The following is a 24,985-nucleotide window of genomic DNA, read 5'->3' on the forward strand; positions in this document are numbered from 1 at the left end:
GCCTTTGAGCGACGACAGCACTCGTAACGTCGCTTGCTTGAAAGAGTTTTCAACAACTTAACAATATCTACAAGTCTACTAGTCGCCTTGTATAAAAAAAATAAACCTAAGGATAAAACTATGCTTAATTTTGCGTTATTTGGTGCTGGTCGAATCGGAAAAATGCACGCCCAAAATATTCAGGCGTTTGCCCAATCTAATTTAAAATATGTCTTTGATGTCTATGCGCCAGCGGCAGAGGCCGTGGCGAAAGCCACTGGTGCTAAGGTAGCGGATAGCGTAGAAGTGGCTTTAGCGGATCCTGAAGTCGATGCTGTGTTGATTGCAACCAGTACAGACACGCATGTGGACCTTATTATTAAAGCCGCTAAAGCGGGAAAAGCCATTTTGTGTGAAAAGCCAATTGATTTGGACACGGCCACGGTGAACGCGTGTTTAGAGCAAATTAAAGATTGTGGGGTGCCGATTCAGATTGGTTTTAACCGTCGTTACGACCCAAGTCATGCAGCAGTGGTCAAAGCTGCGCAAGATGGCAGTATTGGTAAGTTAGAGCAAATTATCATTACCAGTCGTGACCCAGGCATGGCGCCAGTGGAGTATCTGAAATCGTCTGGCGGTATTTTCCGCGATATGATTATTCATGATTTCGATATGGCGCGTTTTGTCTTGGGTGAAGAAATTGTTGAGTTACAAGCTTTCGGTAGTGCTATGGTGGATGAAAAGATCACCGAAATTGGTGATGTTGATAGCGTGATGCTTATTATGAAAAGCCAGTCTGGTCGCTTGATTCACATTAACGGTTCACGCCGTGCAATCTACGGTTATGATCAACGTGTGGAAGCCTTCGGCTCGGAAGGCATGGTGATTTCAAACAACCAAACGCCAACGTCGGTAACGCGTTTCACCAAAGATACGACACAAGTAAAAGATCCGCTTTATAACTTCTTTATTGATCGTTATGTGGATGCTTATAACTTGCAGCTAACGTCTTTCATTGAAAACGTTCTAGCGAAGAAACCAGTCTCTCCAAGCTTCGAAGACGGTCGTCGTGCACAAATGCTCGCTGATGCCGCACAGAAATCGTTGGAAACAGGGCAGAAAGTGACATTGAGCTGGTAATTTCTATTGAGGTGATTTTACTCAAGATAATAAAAAAGGGCTGCTAGCCCTTTTTTATTATCTGATGTTAGAGAGGTTCAATTATCACTTTTTGGTTTAAGCCCTTCAAATTTGTTATCGAACGCTTCTATAAAGGCGTTTTTCAATGCTTCTAAAACAGCGTCAAACGCACTAATTTCAGGATCCTTTAGTGAGCCTGTAATCTCGATTATAGTGGCGGCTTTGTTCGTATCGCTGTTGGTAAATAGGCCCGTTAGTCCGCCGCTTAATCCTTCCCAAGATAATTGTAATATTCCATCACCATCTTCTACGGCATCTTGTTGCCAATCCAGAATGTCGACTTTTTTGAACAAGGGCTTCACGTAACCGTTTAGTTTTCCATCCGCGGCTTTTAGTTCGCTGACAACTTCGCCTGTACCGGCTCGAAAGTCAAACCCGGCATAGGCTTGGGCAAAATCATTGAGCAAGGGCAGTGAAACGGATTCTGTTTTTAACGCGATGCTGAAGTCGTTAGAAACAAAGGGATCAAAGTCGGCGTTCATTTCCAAGGACGCGGAATTCAGCAGTTTTGCGCCTAGATTTAAGTTCGCTACACGCCTGCCATCTTGCCCTGCAATATTAGTGAGATTGGCTACTTCCGCATGAAGTTCGGTAAGTTGTACGTTAACTGGCGGTTCTGACTCGAAATTACGAAAGGCAACGCTGCCGTTGTTTAAACTGATTTTACTGATGGTAATAGGTATTAGTCCTTCTACAACACCTTGCCATTCACCACCTTTGCCTGATTGGGCGTTATCCTCTTTTTCACTGTCGACAAAGTTGACCTGTGGTGAATCAAGGGAAATATCCGCAAGTATTTTTCCTTTGAATAAAGCACGCCAGCTTAATGCAATATCTATATTGTTGGTGCGAACAAATGGCACTTTGTGTGTACCTTTGATCTTTGAAATAGATAACGCTTGCAACTGATATGCACCTCGATAAAGATCTATATCGACATTTTCTATGTGTCCTGAATAGTCTCCCATATCGGACAATTTTTGATTCACTGTATAAAGTGCCCAATAGGGTAAATACAGTCTCAATATGATGAGAATACTTAAGATCATCACAAGAAAAGTGATGATGTTTTTCAGTCGTTCTGCTTTCATGCTAATTTCTCCTTGTTAGCATTTAGATTAAGGCGCAGAGCGTTTTTTCTCAATGAAAATCAAGGTCTTCCATAATCTATACATGCTGTTGTCAGGTTGTCTACAGTTAGCATGAAAAATACAGGTTTATTCAGATGAGGCAATGGCTTGTTCGATAGTGTGTTTAAGCTCATCAGGTAATGGAACCGCTGCTTTTAGTGTTTTAGAAAAGCAGACATAAGTGACGTCTGCTTCGGCCACAAGGCTTTGGTTTTTTGTGTTAAGAATGGTTTGCTTCATGGTAATGCTGCGATTGCCAATTTTAGCGTAGCGGGTTTGTACCTCAAGAAGATCTCCGAAACTGGCTTCGCTCCTAAAGTTGATGTTTATATTGACAACGGCCCACGCTAAGCCTTGTTCAATTAGCTCATTTCCAGCATTAAATTCATCAAAAAAAGCCCAGCGACCTTCTTCTAAAAACTCTAAATAACGAGCGTTATTGACGTGCTGAAAAAGGTCGATGTGATAACCGCGGACTTTTATTTTTGTTCTGTTGAGCATGACTATTCCCTCTTAAAAACTCGAACGTAAAAGGTTACGGCTCTTTAAGAGGGAATCAAATAACAAAATCGCTCGATTTTACTAACAGAGAATTTGAATAGTCATAAAGCGCTTGGCCGCACAGAATGTCTCCAAACGGGTGGTGCATGGAAGGTTAAATGTTGCTTGTTACGCGCTTTGTCAGAGGCGTTTTCCAAGAGTTCTGAAATGGCATCGACCATAGCGCCTAATGGTTGTGAAAAAGTGGTGAGCTGGTAGCCAAGCCAACTTGCCTGTTCAATATCATCAAATCCGACAATGCAGATGTCTTCTGGAATTCTTAAACCAAACTCATTTTTAGCCACATCTATAAAACCACAGGCGATCAAATCAGTAACGCAAAAGACACCGTCAGGTCTCTCGCGTGAGGCTAATAAACGTCTTGCTGCGTCTACGCCAGTTTGGTAACTGGTTGGTCCTGTTCGCAACAAAATACAAGTTTGCTGAGCGTCTTCGGCGGCTTGAATAAACAGTTTTTCACGAGTCAGTAAACTGGGTGATTGAATGGTCGACGAGACAACGGCAAGGTTTGTGCAGCCGGCTCTTAAAAGCATATGGTGTGCGTCAGCCATGGCGGATTGATAGTCGATACTGATGTGGTCTGTGCCTTCAAACTGACCGGCACGGTTCACAAGGATAACTTGCTGGCCACTCTTTACGCAGGTTTCGATCAAGGTGGTTTGTGGCGTCCCGGATAAAACGATCGTTGCCGACGCGCGATAATTTAACGTTTGTCTTAATGCTGCATCAGCACTGGCTTCGCCGCCAGACGTATTGATCACCATCACAGCCCGGCCAGCTAATTGCAAACGCTGGGTGAGGGCATCAAGTAAGCTAGCTTGATAGGGTGCATTCAGGTTGGCACCAAGAATACAAACGGGGCGGCTTTTCTCGTTAGATAAGCCACGGGCAAGATGATTGACGTGATAATTCAGTTCTGCTGCAGCAGCCAGTACACGCTCACGAGTGTCTTTGGAAACACTCGCACCTTGGGTAAAGGTGCGAGAAACAGCAGACCGAGAAACACCAGCGAGTTTGGCTACTTCTGCGGCGCTGGCGATATTTTTCGGTTGCTGGTTTTTCATGCTTTTCTCATATCCTGACCAAAGCCCGCATCGCGCAGTACCTTTTCCATGCTGGCGGCACGTTCTGCTAGGTGAATTAAGGCGGGTTTTGGGGTTTCATACCATTCATCTGGGTGAAGCTCTCGTTTTTCCCGAATATGTGCAATGGCAGAATCCAGTGTCGGGTAACGATCTGGATATTCTAAATGCAAAAATAGGGCAACTATAGTGACTGAGCGGCTGCGTCCACCACGACAATTCACCAAAATATTGCCTTTTTCACGAACTTTATAGGAGGCTTTTTCAGGCAGTACCTGATCTAGAGCTGAACGCATTAAGTGATAACCTGCTAATACCATGGACTCTGGATTTCCTGGGCCATCGATCATGCCAATTTTGTAATATCGAACCGGCGCCCAACCATGTTTTAGTAAGTGTTCTGGTGGGTTAGGTTCTTGCGAATTTACAAGGTCAATATCTAGGTTTATCGCGCAGTTAAGCACTACTTTTATATTATGTTTTTTAAGTAGCTCTGCGTCTGCCACACTGGTAGAACCGCCAATGTAGATATCTACTCCCCAGCCAGGAATATTGCTCTCAATTAGGCTCATTGGTGGGCGAGGGTAGCGTTTTTTTACTTTTTCGGTGGTCATAATTGTCTCTTTCATTGTATGGGGTCAACAGATTAGGCAGTTAGTCCAAACTGATTTTCTTTTCGGTTATGTGTCTTAGTGGACAGAGATATCATGGTGTCATTGGAAAACTGTTCCGCGACACCAGGAGCAACGGCTAGAATGGCTCCGCCATGGGCTATCTCTTCGTGGGTCTGAGGGTAAACGCCTGTTCGCCCGCCAGCTTCACGCACCATGAGTAAACCGGCCAAGCAATCCCATGCATTCATATGCGATTCTGCGTAGCCGTCGGTTCGGCCTTCTGCCACCCATGCCAGTGCCAATGCACCAGAGGCTCCACGTCGAATATTAGTACCGCTTGCCAAAAGAGAAGAAATGATTGCCAAGTAGACTTCTTGGGGAATCCGTGTAGACCATCCTAATTCAAAGGATGAGCTATGAGTATCCCTTATGTTAGAAACACGTAGGGCTTGACCATTTTTGGTGACGTATTGGTCTTTTCTAGCCAGGTATATTTCGTTCGTCGCTGGATTATAAATCGCGCCGAGTAACGTATCGCCGTTATGCACAAAGGCGATGGAAATACAAAAATGATCTATGCCCCGAGCGAAGTTAGCGGTGCCGTCAATCGGGTCAACTACCCAAAGCGAGGGATTCGATGTTGAGCCTCCTGTTTCTTCTCCAAGTAATCCATCTTCAGGAAAAAGGTTATAAATAGCTTGGCGAATGTGTTCTTCGACCAGAGCATCAGCTTCGGTCAAAAAGTCTTGTTGGCCCTTCAGTGTAAAATCGCCAGGTTGTCTGGCGCGATAGCGTTCCAGTGCTAATGCTCCTGCGCTTAGAATAATTGAATGCAGGGCGGTTTCGCGCTTTTCTAGTTCGCTTTTTTTGATGTTGTTGGGTGTCAAGGAGGGATCCTTTTCTATTTGTTATATATAAATCAGTTGGGAAAAATTCGTCCCAACTGATTTCATTCTTAGTAATAGCTAGAGCCTTTTACTGCTTAATTTTTGAAGCTTAGGCTCCATAGGTCTTGCCAGTCTTGACGGCTTTCCCAGTCAGATTTTGCTGTAGAAGCATCGTATCCCATGATTTGGTCGCGGACTTTATCTATACCTGCTGGCTCGTTATCAGGTAGTTTAACGGTTTGGTTGGTGGACATTTTTCCATCAACACCCTGTGGCGCGATGCCTTCGGCTGTCATCATGTAATGAATAAATAATTTCGCGGCGTTAGGGCTTTTCGTTCCAGTGGTAATGAAGCCTAAACCTGGATAGCTCCAACCGCTAAATGGCACCATATCGGCACAAAGACCCAGCTTCATACCATTTTCGTTTTGACGAAATTTTGCCGCGCTGACCATGCCAACAAAGCTGTCCTTCACATCTGGTGCGCCAACAGCGTTAGCGGCTTCTGTATCAGAACTAGTGACTAGTGGATGATTTTCTGCGAGGGCTTTTACAAAGGCTGCTGTGGCGCTGTCTTCACTGGTTTTTAATGGTTTTCCAAATTCTGCTTGATAGGCATCGGCCATGGCTTTGTCGTGGTGTGTGGCGAGCTGGTTAAACCAATCTGTGTAAGATGGTTTGCCAAGAGGGTCCTGCATGGCAACTTTGCCACGCCATTCTGGTTTAGTAAGTTGCCATACATTTGTTACTGGGCAGGTGTCATAAAGGCCTGTGTTATAAGCCCAAATATTGGGCGCTAAGACCAGCGTAAGCGGGTTTTGGTAGGTCGCTGGAATATTAACGGCAAGGTCCGTAGGAACCCAGCTGGTGACATAGCCTTTTGATAGTAGCTGCTCCATGCCCGCAGGTGCATCGGCCAGAATAGCGACGTCAGCTTTTACATTGCCGGCTTTCGCTTCACGGCTGACAATTTCGAGAATTTGCGAAGCTTTGGCTTTAATCCCCGTTGCTTGGATGCCGTATTTTTTGCTGAAGGATTCCGCCTGTTTAACAATTTTCCCTGTGGAATCATACACAGTTAGCGGTGCTTCTTGTTTTGCGGCTGCGATTAATGCTTGAAGATCAAATGTGTCGGCAGCGAAAGTCGAAGCCGCACCAAAAGTGGTTAGGCTAACAGTCAGTGCAAGAAGGCTTTTTTTCATCGGGAAGTTCATAACGGTTTCCTTTTTTGATTAGCTTATGCTTGTTTAGCGAGTGGTTGATTGGTGTGCTTTTGGTTGATTGACGCCGAGTTGAGCAGTAAATGGCTGTAATCGAGATCTGTTTCTGGAAGAACAAGGCGATTGTTTGCTTGATCAAAAAAGTGCAGTGACAACGTTGGCAAATAAGCATTTACTTGCTCTCCTTCTCGCCACTTTGGACGAGACTGAGTAGAGTGAAATAATCTGTCATCACCAAAACTCAGTTCAATCACCCAGCTGCCACCCGTTGGCATGATGTTTTCAATGGTCATTGGCAGCGTATTGGTGTTTGCCGTATCGGTCAGAATGATTTCTTCAGGGCGAATGGCGCAGACATCGGCGAATTTACTTTCTGGCTGTCTGGCTAAAATGTGGCTGGCAAGATTGATGAACTTATCATTGGATTCTTTTAGCTTGATCAGATTGATTTTCGGGTTACCAATAAATTCAGCCACAAAACGATTGCTTGGTTCGGCGTAAATTTCGTCTGGCGTACCGATTTGTTGCAGCTGCCCTTTGTTCATGACTGCAATGGTGTTGGCTAGCGTCATGGCTTCCCATTGGTCGTGGCTGACAAAAATAATGGTGGTACCAAAAGTTTGGTGTAAGCGACGTAGCTCGGCGCGCATTTCCAGTCTCAGAGTCGCATCTAGGTTCGATAATGGCTCGTCTAATAGCAGCACACCTGGATTCACCGCCAGCATACGTGCCAAGGCGACACGCTGTTGCTGGCCGCCAGACAATTGAGACGGATAGCGGTCGGCGTATTCAAGAATGCGTAACTTGCTCATCACATCCAAACAACGTTCTTTGCGTTCTTGGGCTGGTACTTTTTGTAAGCGCAAACCAAAGTCCACATTGCGTTCCACTGTCATGTGGGGCCAAAGGGCATAGTTTTGAAATACAAAACCAATACGGCGCTGTTCCGGTGGAATAAAACAGGATTGGTGAACCGAATCGACCACCAAATCGTCTACGGCAATTTCGCCGCTGGTGGAATGTTCGATACCGGCAATCATGCGTAAAATCGTCGTTTTGCCACAGCCCGATGGGCCGAGCAAACACATGAATTCGCCGTCTTCTACTGTCAGTGATACTTGATCAACGGAAGGTTCAGTATTGCCGTCGTAGCATTTTGTTAGATTGGTTAATGAGATTGTAGGCATATTAATTCTCCAGACCTTGAGCCAAACCAGTACCAGAGATCTTTTGGATCAAGACGGTGCCAAGCCAAGCGATAAGTGCAATCATCAAGACCACCGCATTGGCGGCTTGGTCGTAGTTGTAGTCGAGTAAACGCAGTGAATAGGTGGTGAGAACATCCGTGGATGGAATCGCCAAGATAATGAACAGGCTGACGCCCTTAATACCGGAAATGAATGGCAACAGAATCCCCGTTGCCAACGGCCCAGCTTGTATTGGGATAATGATTTTAGTCATGCGGCTAAACCAGTTGGCACCAGCAATGCGTGCCGCTTCTTCCGGTTCTTTGCCCAACTGCGTCATGGCAGCGATACCAGATCGGCTGGCAAACGGCATTTTGGAAGCCACTAGAGCAATGATCAAAATGGCAGGCGTGCCGTACAGCGCTGGAATTGGGCCGCGAGCCACGGCGAATAAAGATAAAAACGCCGCCGCAAAGGCAATGCCGGGAACTAAATAAGGTAAGAAGGTAATCTGACGCAAGAAAGCGCCAACGCCTTTGAATGAACAGCGTAATACCGCATAACCCACTAGCAAACCGAGTACGCCAGAGATCATTGAAGACGAGCCGACAATGACAATAGTGTTCCACGCGGCTTGCCAAAATTCTGGTGTTAGCAAGATGCCATTGCGTAGGGCAATCGTGTCTAAATTGCTGCCGATCCAGTAATCGAAAGTGAAGTTGTCTAGCGTAAAGCGACCGGGCAAAATCATGATTGTGGATAGGAACAAGGTCAGTAACGGCAGTACCACACCGATTAAAACAAAGGCCCCAGCAAAGCCAGATGCTGGTAAACGCATACGGCCCAGTTTGCGTAGCCTGTCCATGTTTCCTTTACCGCCAACAGTGACGAAGCGGCGAGCCTCTTTCATCATGCGCACATCAATCAGTAAGGTAATCACACCGATGATCATAATTACGCCAGCAATGACCGCAGCCACGCCGTTTTGACGGGTGTCTAGCGCTCGATACAAACCCGTTGCTAAGGTGTCATAGCGCACAGGTAAACCTAAAATATAAGGCACTGCGAACTCGCCAATACAATCGGCAAATATCAATAAAGCGGCAGACATTAAGGCCGGGCGAATTAACGGCAGAACAATAGAAAAAGCGATGGTTCGAGATGGTGCACCAAGTACTCGAGCACTATCTTCCATTTGTGAATCAAGGCGACGTAACGCATTGCCGACAATCAAGATGACCAAGGGCGTGTAATGCAAAACCAAGATGAAAACGATGGGGAAATAGCCGTAAGCCACGCTGTTTGAAGTGGTGATGCCTAAAGACTCTAGCCAGCCAGGTTGTCCGCCAACAGTACGGTTTTTAAAAATCGTCGTCCAAGCGAGAGCGAAGGTCCAAGTAGGTAACATAAAAGGCACAATCAGCGCCGTAGCGAACCAAGCTCGCCCCGCCATGTTGGTGCGATTTACCAACCATGCTAGCACTACGCCAATACTCATAGAAAACACCACCGTACTGGCCGCAATGGCTAAGGTGTTATAGAGAGGTTGCCATAAGAGGATTTCAGAAATGCGTGAATACAGCGTTCGTACAATATAATAAAAGGTGAAACTGCCTTCGTCTTGGTGGGTTCTGGTTTCGTCTCCGGATTGCACGATAAAGGAATCCACGAGAATCGAGACCACAGGTGCAAGAATCAAATAAGCAAAGAAAATAGCCAGAACAAGACCAATCAAATTGGCAGGCTCGTGTCGGGCAACAGCAAATGCATGCCTTGCGCGTCGCCAAATATTTGGCTTTTTTTGCTCTGCTGCGGTGAGCAAGATGGTCATAGGTTATTCCTTAGAAAAACATGTAATTTTCTAAACAATAATCTTCCTCTATGACAAACCGATGACATTTTGCACATATGTGCAAAAAAGTTTTTGCGAACGGTTTTTTAGGTTAAGGAAGGTGCGAATAAGTCTACTAAGCCTCAGTCTTTCAGAGAAATCGTCAAATAAGGCGCGACTCTGAAGGAATGTAGATACCTTTCAAAGAGTCGCAACGACATGTGGCGTTTTCTCTGAAAGACCCGCAGGGCATGGCCTAAAAGCCTGTATTCTTTGTTGAGCACCTCGAAAATAGAACCACTATTCACATTCGCTACTCGCCTCGAATAACAGGCTTTTATCCACATGCTGAGACAAGAGGACTTGTTCACACCTTCCTTAAATAACCTTATTAGATTGAGCACGCTGACATCTCTTGTTACTTTAGTTTTTCTAGTGACGGGAGAATGTAATGGAACATGTATTGCCGAACGATGAGGCTTTTTATGGTAAGACCTTTATGGATTTGTCGATGGAGCAGGGCAAGGTGAGTCGTAAGGTTTTTGAGTCTTGCGTATTTGAATCTTGCGATTTCAGCGAAGCCTTCTTTGATGCTTGTACTTTCAAAGATTGTCAGTTCCGTAAATGCAAATTAACGGCAGTGAATGTGAGAAACAGCAAGTTCTCAGATGTCCAGTTTTATGAATCTAGAGTGCTGGGTGTGGATTGGACCAAAGCCTATTGGCGAGGCTTGGAGCTCGGTGCGCCGTTATTTTTTAAAGAATGTCTAGTGAATGCCTCGTCGTTTTATGGCTTGAAATTATCAGGTGTCGTGTTTGAAGATTGCCGAGCGCATGACGTGGATTTTCGAGAAGCGACACTGTCTCGTGCGCGTTTTACTGGCACCGATTTAACCAGCAGTTTGTTTGTGAACACGGATCTGACCGGCGCGGATTTTAACGGCGCGACCAACTACGATATTGATGTGAAAAAAAACACCATTAAAAATGCCACTTTTTGCCGATATGAAGCGGTAAGCTTGCTGACGTCCCTGGGGATCAAATTGGTTTAAAGGCAACGGATAAAAATAAAAAGGAAAACAGCATGTTAAGAAAAGACAAAACCGGTTTGGTAGTGATTGATGTTCAAGGAAAGCTTGCCACTATTGTTCATGACAGCGAGGCGTTTATTGCCAATTTGGTCAAGTTAGTAAAGGCCGCCAAGCTATTGGGAATGCCAATTCTGTGGCTAGAACAAAACCCAGAAAAATTGGGCGCAACCGTACCAGAGTTACGTGAAGTATTAGATATGGTTGAACCTATTGCTAAGTATTCTTTTAGCGCCTGTGGCGAACCTGCTTTTGTTGAGGCGATTAAAAAGGCCAAGATGAACACGTGGCTGATTACGGGTATTGAAGCACATATTTGTGTGTATCAGACGGCGTTAGGCTTGTTGGATTTAGGTTATGACGTGGAATTGGTTAGCGATTGTGTATCATCTCGAACGATAGAGAATAAGAACATGGCGCTTGCTAAGTTAGCTCGTAAAGGCGCGGAAGTGACCAGCCTTGAAATGTGTTTGTTTGAATTGATTGGTGATTGTCGAGCGGATGAGTTTAGAGCAGCCCTTAGCTTAATTAAGTAAGTTAATTTATCTCGCAGTGCCTGCTTTGTGGTTTAATCCAGTAATAGTTTTCATTGAGACTCAATACCTTTCCCCTTTAGGCAGGCAGCATGAACATAGATAAATCTAAAAAACGTATCGCGAAGAAAGTAAAAATGGGTTTCAAAGGTTATCCGCAACTCTCCATTGCCTATTTTGGTGACACTGAAGAGATCGCCACAGAAGTGATTGTCACCTTTACTGCAGAAGAAGGTGCCGAGCCACAAGATCAGCGTTTTGTGGGCCAAAGCGATGTACGCGAAGACGAAGTGATTCAATCCGCCTTGGTAAAAATCATGGAACGCACAGATGCGAAAACAGTATTAGAAGTAGAAGGTGTTTCGATCAAGAGCTAAGGCTCTTTTTTATTTAAATGATATGAAACTGGTGCTTGACCTTGGACTATTATCCAAGGTCTACACTCTCCTTATAGCTTAAAAACAGGAGAGACGTATGCATCATTCATCAGGTCAACATAAAGAAAACTGCCAATCTCATTCTTCATGTCAGTGTCACCAAGCAAAAGACCATTCATCACACACACATCAAGAAACGAGCCGTTCTTGTTGCTCTACATCGAGTGAGGTTTCCTCTTGCTGCGCAAGCGAAGATAGTGGGAAAAAAGAAAGTTCTTGCTGTTCTTCCGATGACGAAGGCGACGCCAGTTGCTGTGTGCCCGCTGATGCAAATGACGATGCCTCTTTAGCCCAAGCAACCGATAATCAGAATTATAGTTGGCGAGTTAGCGGAATGGATTGCGCCAGTTGTGCGCGTTCCATTGAGAAGGCGGTTACTTCTGTTGAAGGTGTAATAAGTGCCAATGTGGTTTTCTCTACTGAAAAACTTCGAGTGTCGGCGAATGCTGATGTGTCTGACAAAATTCAAAACGCTGTAAAAGGTATTGGCTTTGACTTAGTTTCTTTTGACGCCAGTGCTTCCAAGCAGCAGAGCCAAAAGCCTACCCACTCTGAACAACAAACGGCTTCATGGTTTTCGCGTCAGCAATTAACCGAATACGGTCCGATTGTAGCTTTGGCTGTGCTGATGTTATTGAGCTGGGGAATAACGCAATTTAATCCTGTATTGGGTGAGACGGCGTTTATTGTTACCACCTTAGTTGGTTTAGTGCCCATCGTGAAAAAATCATGGCGCATGATACGCAGTGGCTCGCCGTTTGCCATTGAAACCTTGATGAGTGTCGCGGCGATAGGCGCGTTATTTATTGGTGCCACCGCAGAAGCGGCCATGGTGTTGTTGCTGTTTATGATTGGCGAGTGCTTGGAATCCTTTGCCGCAAATCGTGCGCGCAAGGGCGTCAGCGCCTTGATGGCCTTGCTGCCAGAAGAAGCCTTGATTATCAAAAATGGCGAGCGCCAAAAAATTGCCATTGCGGATTTACGTCCAGGAGACGAAATTGAAGTGTCGCCGGGTGAGCGCTTACCTGCGGATGCGGAACTCTTGTCCGAAATGGCAAGCTTCGATGAAAGCGCTTTGACTGGGGAATCTGTTCCTGTTGAGCGTTCGTCTGGTGAAAAAGTTCCCGCTGGCAGCTTGCTGGCAGATCGGGTGGTGCGACTCAAAGTCGTGTCGCAACCCGGTAATAACGCCATAGATCGAATTTTACACCTGATTGAAGAAGCGGAAGAACGCAGAGCACCGCTTGAGCGTTTCTTAGATAAATTCAGCCGTATTTATACGCCAGTGATTATGCTGATTTCTGTCTTGGTGATCTTGATTCCGCCTCTGGCTTTCGCTCAACCTTGGGATACGTGGATTTATCGCGGCTTGGCTTTGTTATTGATTGGCTGTCCTTGTGCTTTGGTGATTTCTACGCCTGCGGCGATTACTTCTGGTCTAGCGGCGGCCACTCGTCGTGGTGCCTTGATTAAAGGCGGGCTGGCGTTAGAGCAATTAGGCCGAATCAAAACCATCGCCTTTGATAAAACCGGTACGCTAACCGAAGGTAAACCAAGTGTGACAGATGTGGTGCCTTTTAATAATGCAAATGTGAGTGATGTATTGTCGGCCGCAGCGTCGGTTGAAATGGGTTCCCATCATCCATTGGCTAAGGCTATTGTGGATTACACCGAGCATCAAGGTGTTGCTCTCGTTCATGCTGATAATCGCAAGACCTTGGCAGGTGTTGGTGTAGAAGGGGATTTTGAAGGTAGAAAAATCAAAATCAGCTCACCAAGTAAGTTAGAGCAAGCGTTAGATGATTCTATTCAACAGCAAGTTATTGGCTTGGAAGAAGAGGGTAAAACGGTCGTTGTTGTACTTGAAGATGGCGAACTTTCTGGCTTGATCGCGTTGCGGGATAGATTACGCGATGACGCTAAAGGCGCGCTTAAAGACTTAGCCGATTTGGGTATTAATGGTGTGATGTTAACCGGTGATAATGCCCGTGCCGCTGCGGCCATTGCTGCCGAATTGAACATAGATTATCGAGCGGATTTATTACCAGAAGACAAAGTTACGGCGGTCACTGAATTGAATCAACAGCAGGCGACAGCCATGGTGGGCGATGGTATTAATGACGCTCCAGCGATGAAAGCATCTACCATAGGCATTGCGATGGGAAGCGGCACAGATGTCGCCTTAGAAACGGCAGATGCGGCATTGACGCATAATCGCTTGCAAGGCTTGGCAGAGATGATTCGTTTGTCTCGTGCGACCAATGCTAATATTCGTCAGAATATCACCATAGCTTTAGGCCTGAAGGCGGTGTTTTTGGTCACTACGTTACTGGGTATAACTGGGTTGTGGCTTGCCGTATTGGCGGACTCTGGTGCGACCGCGCTGGTCACTGCGAATGCCTTGCGATTGCTGCGTAAAAAACAGTTGGGTAGGGAGAATTAGCAAGTATCAGAATGACTTAGGGGGATTAAAAATGAACCCTAAGTCAGGAATATTTCATTTATGTTAATGAAATGGGTAAGAAAAGATTAATCCACTTACAAAGTACTAAGTTTTGTTCTGCAAGCGCATTTTTATAGAAAGTTGGTGGTAGGATTTCGCACCTTGTGTTTGATGTTGGTCGTGGAAAGGGCACTTTTGGTGGTTTTAAATCAACCAAGTTAATGCCCAAACTGCGGTTAGCCTATATCAATGTCTGATGGTGGCGAGGTGTTTTTAGTCTGTCTATTTGAGAACAGATAGCAAGCACGTTCTATCATCCAACTATAAAATAATAGATGTTGTTTGCTTTATGAAAAATCAAAATACAGCTCCAGAAAAATCCTTATCTGCTCCGTTCGTTTATCCGAACATGAAAATTGCGTTTATCTTATTGATTACCTGTTTTGCTGCATGGGGCGTTGCCGCCAACATGACAGATCCTTTGGTGAAAGTGTTTAGCAAAATTTTTACCATGAGTACGTTTGAATCGGCTTTAGTGCAGTTCGCGTATTATGGTGCGTATTTCTGTTTGGCGATTCCTGCGGCGTTTATCAATGCTCGTTACTCTTATAAAGCGGGTGTGTTGACAGGCTTGGGCTTGGCTATTTTGGGTGCCTTGGCTTTTTATCCTGCCAGTATTTCGATGACATATGGCTTCTTTTTGGCTGCTTTGTTTATTTTGGCGGCGGGTTTGTCTATTTTAGAAACCTCGGCGAATCCTTTTGTGATGACCATGGGGCCAGAAGGCAGTGCTGCACGTCGTTTGAACTTAGCTCAAGCATTTAATCCAGTTGGCACCAACATAGGTGTATTTCTTGCTGCGACATTGATTCTTCCTAATCTAAACACAGCTTCAGCCGAAGAAAGAGCTAGCATGGCGCCAGAAGCCTTGCTTAGTATTCGCGCTGATGAGTTAAACAGTGTGATGACACCTTATGTCGGCATGGCGTTTGTGTTGATGATTATCTGGGCGCTTATCTATTTCATGCGTATCCCTAAATCAGAGAACAAGATTAATGTTGACGAAGTTCAGACGATTGATTTCATGGCGACATTAGGCCGATTACTTGCCCGAAAACAGTATCGTTGGGGTGTTGTAGCGCAGTTTTTTAACGTAGCGGCACAAACTTGTACTTGGACCTTTACTATTCAATATGTTCAAGAGACTCTTGGTGGTACTGAAGCGAGTGCGTCTGATTATTTACAGTACAGTTTGATCATTTTCTTAATCTCGCGTTTTGTGATGACGTGGTTGATGGGCTTTTTCCGTCCCGCTGTGTTGCTAAGTATCTTGGCTTTATTGGGTAGCGCTTTGTGCCTTTATGCTGTGATGGTGCCAGACGTAACCGGTGTTTGGGCTATCGTGTCTATTTCTGCCTGTTTATCTTTGATGTTCCCAACGATCTACAGCATCGCGTTGGACGGTCTTGGTAGCGATACGAAATTCGGTTCTGCGGGTTTGGTCATGGCTATTTTGGGTGGGGCTGTTATGCCTTTGGTTCAAGGGGCTACTATTGATGAATACGGCGCGATTATTTCTTATGTGGTGCCAGCGGCGTGTTTCCTTGTGGTAGCCGCTTACGGCATGTTTTCGGTGAAAAATACCAGCGTTTAATCCCAATAAAAAATGTGAATGAAAGGGCCTCGCGACATGCGGGGCCTTTTTTTGCCTGTGACTTTGTGCATTAACTTCCTTATCATTCGTTAAGCGATTAAGGGTGTTAGTTTGTGATGTATTTATTGAATAGAGCGGAAATATTAGAAGAAGAAAGCCGAATATTTGCTCATTGCGTGACTCAGTGTGATTTACACCATCATGATGCCCATGAATGCTTATGGGTGGTAAAAGGTCGAATTCGAGTTCAGGTGATGGATGAAATACTGCTGCTGCAGGAAGGCGATGTTTTGTTTATTAATAAAGCGTTGCCTCATGCGACACAATCGACCGAGGAAGATAATCTCGTTCTTTGTTTGCAATATAACTTTGTTGGAGTGGCGCTAGATACTTCCCCAATGAAAAGCTGGAGTCTAGTTCAGAAGAATATGTTGCCTGAAATTAAACGACTAATGGCGCATTTGTGGTGGGAGCAGCACTATAAAGCGGATCATTGGCAACAAGCGCAAGCCAGTTTTCTTGCTCAACTTGGTTTGCTGTTTGTTCGTTATTTTCCTTCAATTAATGCAATGAAAACGGACTCTCTGGAATCTACGTTATTGATGAATGATCTTTTGCGTCAGATAACCTTGCGCTACCAAGAACATATTTCTTTATCCTTGCTTGCCGAGGAGCGTGGGCTGTCGGAAGCCTATTTAAGCCGCTATTTTAAAGCCAAAGTAGGTGAGACTTTTTTACGCTATTTGACGCTTTATCGATTAGAAAAAAGTTTGTCAGACTTAGCTCAGAAACCTAAAAAAGCCATATCAGATATCGCTTTAGACCACGGTTTTCCTTCTGTAAAAGCGTTTAATACAGCCTTTCGTCGAGAATACGATTGTACGCCAACGGAGTTTCGCCTTAAGCGGGAACCGGTGAATTTAGTGAGTATTGGGCAGGCTTATGCAGGGGTAGATTTTGTTTTATTGAAGCAGCGAATTATGCCGTGGTTAGATAGGCAATTCTTGTACCTTTAAAGGTCTCTTTTTTTAAATAGTGTCTGCCATGTCAAAAAACGGCTAATGAAGAGGTCAAAAATCGGATAGCGTGCCTGCGATTAATTCCCATAATGAATGAAAACAATAAATATAAATAAGGTTTCATTATGAAGAAGTTATCGTTTTTCGATAAGGTTAGTTATGGCTTTGGTGACTTAGCCAGTAATGTGGTGTTTACGGCGGTTGGCACCTACTTGATGTTTTTCTACACCGATGTGTATGGCCTTTCTGCTGCAGTTGTTGGGACGTTGTTTTTCGTCACGCGAATGTGGGATGCCATATCTGATCCGATTATGGGCATGATAGGTGATCGAACTCAAACTCGATTTGGTAAATTTCGCCCTTACTTGCTTTATGTTCCTATTCCTTTAGCGATTGTCGCTGTGCTTACTTTTACCACACCGGATTTGGACGATTCTGGTAAGATCATATGGGCATTTGTGACCTACATTTTATTGATGACGCTTTACACTGCTATCAATATTCCATATTCCTCCTTGCCTGCAACCATATCAGATAGCCCTGTTGAGCGTGGTCAGATGGCATCGTTTCGCATGGTATTGGCGTTTACTGGTGCGTTAATGGTGAATGCAAGTACTTTGCCTCAGGTTGAATTCTTTGGTAACGGTAATAAACAGCAGGGCTTTCAATACACTCTGATGTTGCTTAGTGCCGTCATGATTGTGATGTTCTGGTTGTGTTTTTCGCGCGTCAAAGAACGTATTCCAATGATCAAACAGCGTTCATCTTTGAAAGATGATTTTGCTGTGGTGATTAAAAATCGCGCTTGGTGGGTTACCATTTTAATGGGTATTCCGTTGTTTACGTTTACTATCATGCCTTTTGCTGTCGGCATGTATTACTTTACTTATATTGTTGGTGATGCCAGTAAAGCTGGTATGTTTTTTACTATGGCGAGCCTCGGTATGATTGCAGGGGCAGCCTTGATGTCTCAGCTAGTTAAGCGTTTCTCTAAGCGTAACTTAGTGATAGCAGGTGCGTTGTTGAGTATGTGCTTGATTGGCAATCTATACTGGATTGATCCATCCGATGTCTATCTAATCTACGCGATTATCTTTTTCAATCAGTTGTCGAAAGGTATTGCCGCTTCATCATTATGGGGATTGGTCGCTGATACTGCGGATTATGTTGAGTGGAAATCGGGCCGACGAGTGGTTGGTTTGTCGACCAGTTCGGCCACTTTTTCTCATAAATTCGGTATGGGATTAAGCGGAGCTTTGGTTGGAATAGGTTTGAGCTTTGCAGGTTATCAAGCGGGCGTTGAGCAAACGGCAGAATCCATGCAGATGATTTTACTTTTCATGAGTTTGATTTCTGCTTTTGGTGCTAGTTGTATTGCCTTTATTGCTTACTTCTATCCGATTACACAAGAAATAGAAGGCACTATGCAATCCGAATTGCGAGTGGCACGTGAAGCAAACCAAGCAAATTAAGGGATACTGAGGTTTTTTTATGAATGAGCTATTTCGTAAAGCACCATTTTTTTTAGATGATGAAGCTCTTATTTGGGTGAATGAAACATATTCAAAGCTAACGCTAGAGCAAAAAGTAGGGCAGTTGTTTAATCTTATTGTGAGAGCAAACTCCGCAGAAGAATTGTCTCTTATTGATTCGATTCAACCTGGTGCGGTGACTAAGTTTGTCGGGCACGATCTTGATACCGAAGTAAAGATGATGAATCAATTACGTCGCCATTCTACTGTTCCTCTTTTGGTGAGTGGTGATCTTGAAGGCGGAGGTATGAGTTTTTCGTTTGGTGCTCAAGTGCCTAATCAACTTGGCCTTGCTGGATTGAAAGACGAGAGTGCGGTGGAATACTGTACTAACGTGATAGCACAAGAAGCAACGTTGCTGGGAATTAATTGGTCATTTACACCGGTTGTCGATATTAATGCTAAGTTTCGTAGTGCCGTCGTAGGAACACGCTCTTACGGTAGTGACGTGGATATTATTGAAACCATGAGCTGTTCTAATATCAATACATTCCAAAAAAATGGCATAGCGGCAACGGCTAAACATTGGCCTGGCGAAGGTTTTGATGATCGAGACCAGCACCTAGTAACAACTGTTAATCCGCTGACTATGCCTGAATGGGAAGAGCGTTACGGACGGCTTTATCGCAGTGCGATTGATAGCAATGTGATGTCTATCATGTCGGCACATATTGCGTTGCCTGAGTATGCTAAGGCTCATGAGGAAAATCCTGAAGAGTGGTGGCGCCCAGCCAGTGTGAGTAAATTGCTCAATAAGCAGCTATTGCGTGATGAACTGGGGTTTAATGGTTTAATTGTGTCAGATGCGTCTGTTATGGCCGGACTGAGTAGCTGGGCAAAACGTGAAGATGTGGTCGCTGAGATCATCGAAAATGGTTGCGACATGCTGCTGTTTTGTAAGGATCCAGTTGAAGATTACGCCTATATGCTCAACGCCGTGCGTGAAGGTCGAGTGTCGGAAGCGCGATTAGAGCAATCTGTCATGCGAATCTTAGCAATGAAAGCCGCTTTGGGGTTGCAGCACAAACAGGAAGAAATCAATGCCGATAAATTTAACGCATTATTGGCTTCAGATTATGCCGATAATATTCCTGAGTTAAACCGTCGTACTGTGCATTTGGTGAAAAATCGCCATGATATTTTGCCAATCAGTCCAGCGAAACACAAACGCGTTTTAGTGATATCAACAGGAATCAAAAACATTTTTGTGCCTGAAGCTATACCACTTCATGTACCTAAAATGTTGGAAGATGAAGGCTTTGAAGTCACTGTGTTTGAAGCCGGAATGGCATTGGATACGAAAAACTATGATTGGGTGCTTTACCTAAGTGCAGATGAATCTATGTTGGTGAAGTCGCATATTTATATTGATTGGATGGCTTTGCATGAAGGCTTTGGTAACGCCATGTTCCGCCCTTGGGTTGATATTCCAACGGTAATGGTGTCATTTGGGCATCCTTATCTTTTATATGATGCACCTAAAGTACCAACCTACATCAACGCGTACAGTCCTTTGTTAGAGGTCCAGAAAGCTGTCGTGGATGGTTTGTTAGGGCGATTAAGTTTTAATACTGATGCCGCGATAGATCCTTTTTGTGGGTTAGAGCAACTGCGTTATTGATCGATAATTGGTTTGATGAAAAAAGCGAGTGTGTTTGGTGCACATAAGCTCTTTTTTGTTTGCTGACTTTGTCTTCTAACTCGCTTATGATGGTCTATTGTGGTGCAAAACCACCGCACGAATTGGAAAGAGCGAGTGTTATAAAAAAACAAGGAAGGTTTCTTGCCAGAGCAAATTTCCCTTCCTTTATACTGTTTTACACACTGAAAAAATTCTGAATCAAGTCGTAGGTAACATGTTTATCTGCGGCTTTTTTCTATTTTAAGTAATGGGTTAGGCCAAGAGAAAGAAAAGGTAGATTATGATGCAAAGACCGCAAATAACCATTTCATCATTAGATGCTGAGAGACTTGAGAAGATACTGGATTCATTAAGTTATTCCCAATTTCCCAACAAGGATGATTTACAGGAGGAAATTAATCGCGCCGACATTGTTGAGCCGCGAGAGATGCCTAACAATATTGTGACGATGAATTCGACTGTTACTTTTAAGGTTTTATCTTCTGGCAAGGCGTTTTCAAAAACCTTGGTATACCCAAAAGATGCTAATGGCGCAGAGGATACGGTGTCGGTTTTAGCGCCAGTTGGCAGTGCATTACTTGGTCTAAAAGAAGGTGATCAAATTGATTGGCCTAAGCCAAATGGCGATATGCTGTCTGTTACCATTGTTAAGGTGGATTATCAGCCTGAACGTGCTGGTGAGTTCCAGCGCTAGAGGTATTGCTTAGATTCAGCTTTTGTTAATAAAAAAATAGCCCCTTTGTGAAGTGACCCCCAATAGTTGGACAACCAATTTTGGGGGCTATTTTTATATCTATTATGTAATTTAGTTTGAAGTCTTTTCAGTCGACTTTAATAAGTGTTCTTTGATTATTGGGCCAATGATATTGAGAGGATCAGAGTCCAGCATGTCTTGATGTTTGCAAGGGATGCTGTGAGTTTCTATATTGCCAGTAATTCTTGATGCCCAAGCATTGGATTGATGCTCGAGAATATTTCCCATTGAACCATTAGCACTTTCTTCTGCAACAAAAAACAGTAAACCTGTATCAACCTTCCCAGGTTTAAAGCGACCGGCGAGCGCTAAGTTGTTTTCGATGATAATTTGAACTCTGTCCATAATATCTGCTTGGCTTTTTTGGATATCTTGAACCACTGACATGGAAGAATCGTCATAATCTCGCCATAACAATGACGCTAATTCTTCTTTGTTAATCGGCAGTTTTTCCAATGTACTGAGATCATAACCAAGGAAGAGTAGAGCTGCCCTGACAATATCTGCTTCGTTTTTGGGTTGCTGGTAGTCTAGTTTGTATGGGTAGCTGTCTAACATACATAAAAAGGATACACTTTCCCTTTCAGTTTGTAGTTTTTCTGCAATCGCATGAGCAACCAGACCGCCAAATGACCAACCTAGAAGGCGATACGGCCCTTTTGGTTGTACGCGTTTGATTTGCAATAAGTACTCTTCCGCCATGTCTTCTATGGATTCTGGCAAACGTGCTGCATGGCGCAGCCCTGTTGCTTGTAAGCCAAATACAGGTGTTGATTTGGATAAGTGACGTAATAGCCCTGCGTATCCCCAAGAAAGTCCAAGTGCTGGATGAATACAAAATAATGGCGAATCCGTACCGCTTGATTTAATGGGAAGCATGCTAATCATAGGGTCCCAATCTTCGCTACGACTCAAGTAATCAGAAAGGTCGGCGATAGTTGAGGCTTTAAATAAAACGCCTAAGGGGACTTCAATCAATAAGTTTTTCTGAATGTGATTCAATATTCTTGTGGCGGAGATGGAATCACCGCCAATTTCAAAGAAATTATCTCGGATGCCAACAAGAGTAAGCCCAAGAGTTTCGGCCCACAAATTGGTGAGCATTTCCTCGAGCTGGTTTCTTGGTGCCTCATAACTATTAGATGCTTGCCAAGTCGGAAGGGGTAAGGCCTTACGGTTCACTTTTCCGTTTGGAGTGAGCGGCATTTCATTGAGCAGCATGAAGTGTGCTGGGACCATATAGTCAGGAAGAGCATTGATCAACTGGCGACGTAGTTCACTGGTGTCTAGATTTGCGTCTACTGGGATAACATAGGCAACTAGCTGTTTGTCTCCATTGGGTGATGTTTGCGCTACGACAATCGCTTGAATGACTTCTCGACATGCGAGCAAAGCGGATTCTATGTCACCAATTTCAATACGGAAGCCGCGGATTTTAATTTGATGGTCGTCGCGGCCTTGGTACTCCAATAATCCATCTTGGCGCCAACGAGCTTTGTCTCCTGTAATGTATAGGCGGCTGCCCTCTTTGCCGTATGGATTTGAGATAAAGCGTTCGTTTGTTAAGTCTGGTCGTTGGTAATAGCCTAGAGCTAAACCATCACCAGCAATGTATAGGTCGCCTGTTACACCTACTGGAACAGGTTCCATTGCGTGGTCTAAAACATACATTTGAGTATTTAGAAGCGGTCTGCCAATTGGAGGGTGACGAAGGTCTGTTTGCTTAATAAGCGGCATAATACTCGACCAGATCGTTGTCTCAGTGGGACCATAAAGGTTTACCACTGGGTGACCTAGATTCGACATGGTTTGAGCAAGTTGCCCAGGTAACGCTTCGCCGCCAACCAAAGGTCGAATGCCTTTTAGTTCATTGTTATAGGTTGGTAATAATGCCTGCCAAAGAGACGGTGTAGCTTGGAGCAAGGTTACGCCTTCTTGGACAGCGAGCTCTGTTAAAGCTTGTGGGTCTCGAACGGTTTTCCTATCAGCAATCACTACGGATGCTCCAACTGTCATTGGTAAGAACAATTCAAGAATAGAAATATCGAATGAAATGGTGGTAACAGCTAAGAACTTATCTTGGCTTGTAAGATTGAGTTCGTTTTGCATGGCGTATAAGAAATTCATCAAGGCGCCATGTGGGATTTCTACCCCTTTTGGTCGACCCGTAGAACCCGAGGTATAAATAACATAGGCTGAACTGTTTCCTGAAATAGCTAACTCAGTAGGATGCGAAACACTTTTGTCTAAAGAGATATCAGAATGTGGGTCGTCAATCAGAATTATCGGTGTAGCGACTGTAGGTAACTGTCCAATAGCACCATGGCAGCTGAGTATTAATTTAGGATTAGCATCTTCCACTATGCTACGAAGACGATCTTCTGGAAAGTCTGGGTCCAGTGGTAAATACGCAGCCCCAGCTTTTAGTGTGCCGAGTAAAGCAACTAACATGTCTGTATTTCGCATTAGTGCAATAGCGACTAAATCACCAGCGCAAACTTGCTCTTTTATTAGCTTGTTCGCCCATGCATTAGACAAGGCATCAAGTTCTGAATAGGTTAATGTACTTTGCTCAGAAGAAACTGCAATGGATGTCGGATTGCTGATTACTTGAGCATTAAATGCTTCAACCACGGACTGTTGTGGAATAGGGCAAGCAGTATTGTTCCATGTATGCAGAATTTTATGACGTTCATTTTCCGATAATAGTGCTGCTTTACTGATAGGGTTGGCGGGAGCTAATATCATTCCATCTATAAGGCGTTCAAACTGTTCTAAATGGTTTTCTAGTTCTTGTTCTGTGTAACGCGTAGGGTTGGCATCGAACTCTACTTTTAAGCCATTATTATCATGTCTGTCGAAGATAAAGACGGTGAGATCGTCGATTAAGGCGTTACTTAAATTGTGCAGTGAAGTCGAGCAGTCACCGAATGCTAGGTTATAGTCAAAAGGTTCAATATTGACGCCTAATGAGGCAATTTGCTGTCCAGCAGACATTAAACCCAGCTCACGTTTTAGATCTTCATAACGATATTGTTGATGGCGCAGGGCTCTAAGTACTACTTTAGACACTTGTGTTATTAATTCTTCTAGCGTGATTTCAGTTGATAAGCTTAAGCGTATAGGAACGGCGTTAGCCATCATTCCTGGTGTGCTACGTTGTAAGCGTTGTGTTCTTGCTGTCACTGGCATTGCAAAAACTAAATCATTTGCTCCTGTCATGCGATAAAAATACGCGGCAACTAGAGCAATAAGTGTTTGTGGCAGACTAGCATTAACAGTTTGTCCAACTATGGCTAGTTTATCTGTTAATTCTTGCGATAAATGAAGCGCTTTACGTAACTGACTTGTCTGATTTGATAGGTCAATTCGTTGAGAAAGAGATGTCGTCTCAGGTAAGTTGATCAGGTTTTCTAGCCAATATTGACGATCTTTTTTGTAGCGTTTGGAGGATTTATAGACGTTTTCACTTTCGATAAGCTCTGCTAGAGAGCCAAAGGGGTTTGGGCCAGTATCTCGATTATCTAACAGAGCATTGTAAATTTCAGCGAGCCTTAAGGTAAGTAAATTCCCTCCAAAACCATCGAGTGCAACGTGATGGCAGCGCTGATACCAGTAGTAATGATGTTCATCGATTTTAATTAAAGCGCTACGCCACAATATATCGCCGGGGTTGGTGAGCGGCTGCATCATGTCGTCCGTCATCCATGTCATTGCTGTTTGAAGAGGACTTTCCGTAGAGCTGAAGTCCAATAACGAGAAATGACCTTCATCTATTTGATGGACTATTTGGAAGATTCTGTCGTCTTCTTCGACGATTTGGCTGCGTATACAATCAGCTTCGCTGATAAGCTGTTTAATAGCAGAAGTAAAGTGGACTATGTCAACGAATCCTTTAATTTCGACGTATTCGGCAACATTAAAAGCTGTATCTTTAGGGGCTAGTTTTTGGGCTATCCATTGCCCACGTTGAGCAGTCGAAAGGGGAAATGCAAATGATTGTTTAGAAATAGGCTCTTTTGAACCATAGCAATTGTTATGACTTTTAATCATTTGTCTGCTCCTGCAAAAACGTAATCCATGTGTATTTAGTGATCATTTTATACTAAATATTTACTTAAAATAACATAAGTCTATTCTATAATTAAGTATATTAAGAAAACTTTACATATATATGAATATATCGCTTGAAT

Annotated in this window: 19 protein-coding genes; 10 read left to right on the forward strand and 9 right to left on the reverse strand. The window is 44.1% G+C overall.

Going from position 1 to position 24,985, the window contains the following annotated elements:
* The first annotated feature begins 120 nt into the window (after positions 1–120).
* The gene (iolG, locus tag CYL31_RS07815) at positions 121–1,119 is read left to right on the forward strand and encodes an inositol 2-dehydrogenase (protein WP_212918364.1); all 999 of its coding nucleotides are present in this window, start codon (positions 121–123) and stop codon (positions 1,117–1,119) included.
* Between the two features lie 77 nt (positions 1,120–1,196).
* Here the strand turns inward: iolG and CYL31_RS07820 are convergent, their stop codons facing one another.
* The 8 genes from CYL31_RS07820 to CYL31_RS07855 all read right to left on the reverse strand — a co-directional run bounded on the left by CYL31_RS07820 (position 1,197) and on the right by CYL31_RS07855 (position 9,691).
* Positions 1,197–2,270 carry a DUF748 domain-containing protein gene (locus tag CYL31_RS07820; protein ID WP_212918365.1) on the reverse strand — a complete coding sequence of 358 codons (1,074 nt, stop codon included), beginning with the start codon at positions 2,268–2,270 and terminating at the stop codon, positions 1,197–1,199.
* A gap of 126 nt (positions 2,271–2,396) precedes the next feature.
* Positions 2,397–2,810 (reverse strand): acyl-CoA thioesterase, encoded by a 414-nt coding sequence (locus CYL31_RS07825; RefSeq protein ID WP_212918366.1) that lies wholly within the window; start codon positions 2,808–2,810, stop codon positions 2,397–2,399.
* 101 nt (positions 2,811–2,911) lie between these two features.
* Positions 2,912–3,934 (reverse strand): LacI family DNA-binding transcriptional regulator, encoded by a 1,023-nt coding sequence (locus tag CYL31_RS07830; RefSeq protein WP_212918367.1) that lies wholly within the window; start codon positions 3,932–3,934, stop codon positions 2,912–2,914.
* Complete coding sequence (locus tag CYL31_RS07835; protein ID WP_212918368.1) at positions 3,931–4,566, reverse strand: dual specificity protein phosphatase family protein; 636 nt, start codon at positions 4,564–4,566, stop codon at positions 3,931–3,933. The genes CYL31_RS07830 and CYL31_RS07835 overlap by 4 nt, the downstream gene beginning before the upstream one ends.
* Positions 4,567–4,598: 32 nt before the next feature.
* On the reverse strand, positions 4,599–5,453 hold the full coding sequence (locus CYL31_RS07840; protein WP_212918369.1) for an inositol monophosphatase family protein: 855 nt from the start codon (positions 5,451–5,453) through the stop codon (positions 4,599–4,601).
* Positions 5,454–5,548: 95 nt separating this feature from the next.
* Positions 5,549–6,667 (reverse strand): ABC transporter substrate-binding protein, encoded by a 1,119-nt coding sequence (locus CYL31_RS07845; RefSeq protein ID WP_212918370.1) that lies wholly within the window; start codon positions 6,665–6,667, stop codon positions 5,549–5,551.
* A gap of 23 nt (positions 6,668–6,690) precedes the next feature.
* Positions 6,691–7,860: an ABC transporter ATP-binding protein gene (locus CYL31_RS07850; RefSeq protein ID WP_212918371.1), complete on the reverse strand. Its 1,170-nt coding sequence runs from the start codon at positions 7,858–7,860 to the stop codon at positions 6,691–6,693.
* 1 nt (position 7,861) lies between these two features.
* Positions 7,862–9,691, reverse strand: a complete 1,830-nt coding sequence (locus CYL31_RS07855) for an ABC transporter permease (RefSeq protein ID WP_212918372.1) — start codon at positions 9,689–9,691, stop codon at positions 7,862–7,864.
* A 451-nt stretch (positions 9,692–10,142) separates the two neighbouring features.
* Here CYL31_RS07855 and CYL31_RS07860 point away from each other — a divergent pair, with 451 nt between their 5' ends.
* The 9 genes from CYL31_RS07860 to rnk all read left to right on the forward strand — a co-directional run bounded on the left by CYL31_RS07860 (position 10,143) and on the right by rnk (position 20,732).
* The gene (locus tag CYL31_RS07860; RefSeq protein WP_212918373.1) at positions 10,143–10,742 is read left to right on the forward strand and encodes a pentapeptide repeat-containing protein; all 600 of its coding nucleotides are present in this window, start codon (positions 10,143–10,145) and stop codon (positions 10,740–10,742) included.
* 32 nt (positions 10,743–10,774) lie between these two features.
* Positions 10,775–11,314: a hydrolase gene (locus CYL31_RS07865; RefSeq protein ID WP_212918374.1), complete on the forward strand. Its 540-nt coding sequence runs from the start codon at positions 10,775–10,777 to the stop codon at positions 11,312–11,314.
* Between the two features lie 89 nt (positions 11,315–11,403).
* Positions 11,404–11,688: a hypothetical protein gene (locus CYL31_RS07870; RefSeq protein ID WP_212918375.1), complete on the forward strand. Its 285-nt coding sequence runs from the start codon at positions 11,404–11,406 to the stop codon at positions 11,686–11,688.
* A 97-nt stretch (positions 11,689–11,785) separates the two neighbouring features.
* Positions 11,786–14,191, forward strand: a complete 2,406-nt coding sequence (locus CYL31_RS07875) for a zinc/cadmium/mercury/lead-transporting ATPase (RefSeq protein ID WP_212918376.1) — start codon at positions 11,786–11,788, stop codon at positions 14,189–14,191.
* Between the two features lie 349 nt (positions 14,192–14,540).
* Positions 14,541–15,845, forward strand: a complete 1,305-nt coding sequence (gene fucP, locus CYL31_RS07880) for an L-fucose:H+ symporter permease (protein WP_212918377.1) — start codon at positions 14,541–14,543, stop codon at positions 15,843–15,845.
* A gap of 116 nt (positions 15,846–15,961) precedes the next feature.
* The gene (locus CYL31_RS07885) at positions 15,962–16,861 is read left to right on the forward strand and encodes a helix-turn-helix transcriptional regulator (protein ID WP_212918869.1); all 900 of its coding nucleotides are present in this window, start codon (positions 15,962–15,964) and stop codon (positions 16,859–16,861) included.
* Between the two features lie 128 nt (positions 16,862–16,989).
* A complete protein-coding gene (locus CYL31_RS07890; protein WP_212918378.1) occupies positions 16,990–18,336 on the forward strand; it encodes an MFS transporter in 1,347 nt (448 codons plus the stop codon).
* A 19-nt stretch (positions 18,337–18,355) separates the two neighbouring features.
* Positions 18,356–20,017: a glycoside hydrolase family 3 protein gene (locus CYL31_RS07895; protein WP_212918379.1), complete on the forward strand. Its 1,662-nt coding sequence runs from the start codon at positions 18,356–18,358 to the stop codon at positions 20,015–20,017.
* A 301-nt stretch (positions 20,018–20,318) separates the two neighbouring features.
* On the forward strand, positions 20,319–20,732 hold the full coding sequence (rnk, locus tag CYL31_RS07900) for a nucleoside diphosphate kinase regulator (RefSeq protein ID WP_212918380.1): 414 nt from the start codon (positions 20,319–20,321) through the stop codon (positions 20,730–20,732).
* A gap of 111 nt (positions 20,733–20,843) precedes the next feature.
* On the opposite strand, the gene CYL31_RS07905 is transcribed toward rnk, so the two are convergent.
* Positions 20,844–24,845, reverse strand: a complete 4,002-nt coding sequence (locus CYL31_RS07905; protein ID WP_212918381.1) for a non-ribosomal peptide synthetase — start codon at positions 24,843–24,845, stop codon at positions 20,844–20,846.
* Between the last annotated feature and the right edge of the window lie 140 nt (positions 24,846–24,985).

The sequence above is a fragment of the Marinomonas sp. A3A genome (assembly GCF_018336955.1).
Lineage (GTDB): Bacteria > Pseudomonadota > Gammaproteobacteria > Pseudomonadales > Marinomonadaceae > Marinomonas > Marinomonas lutimaris.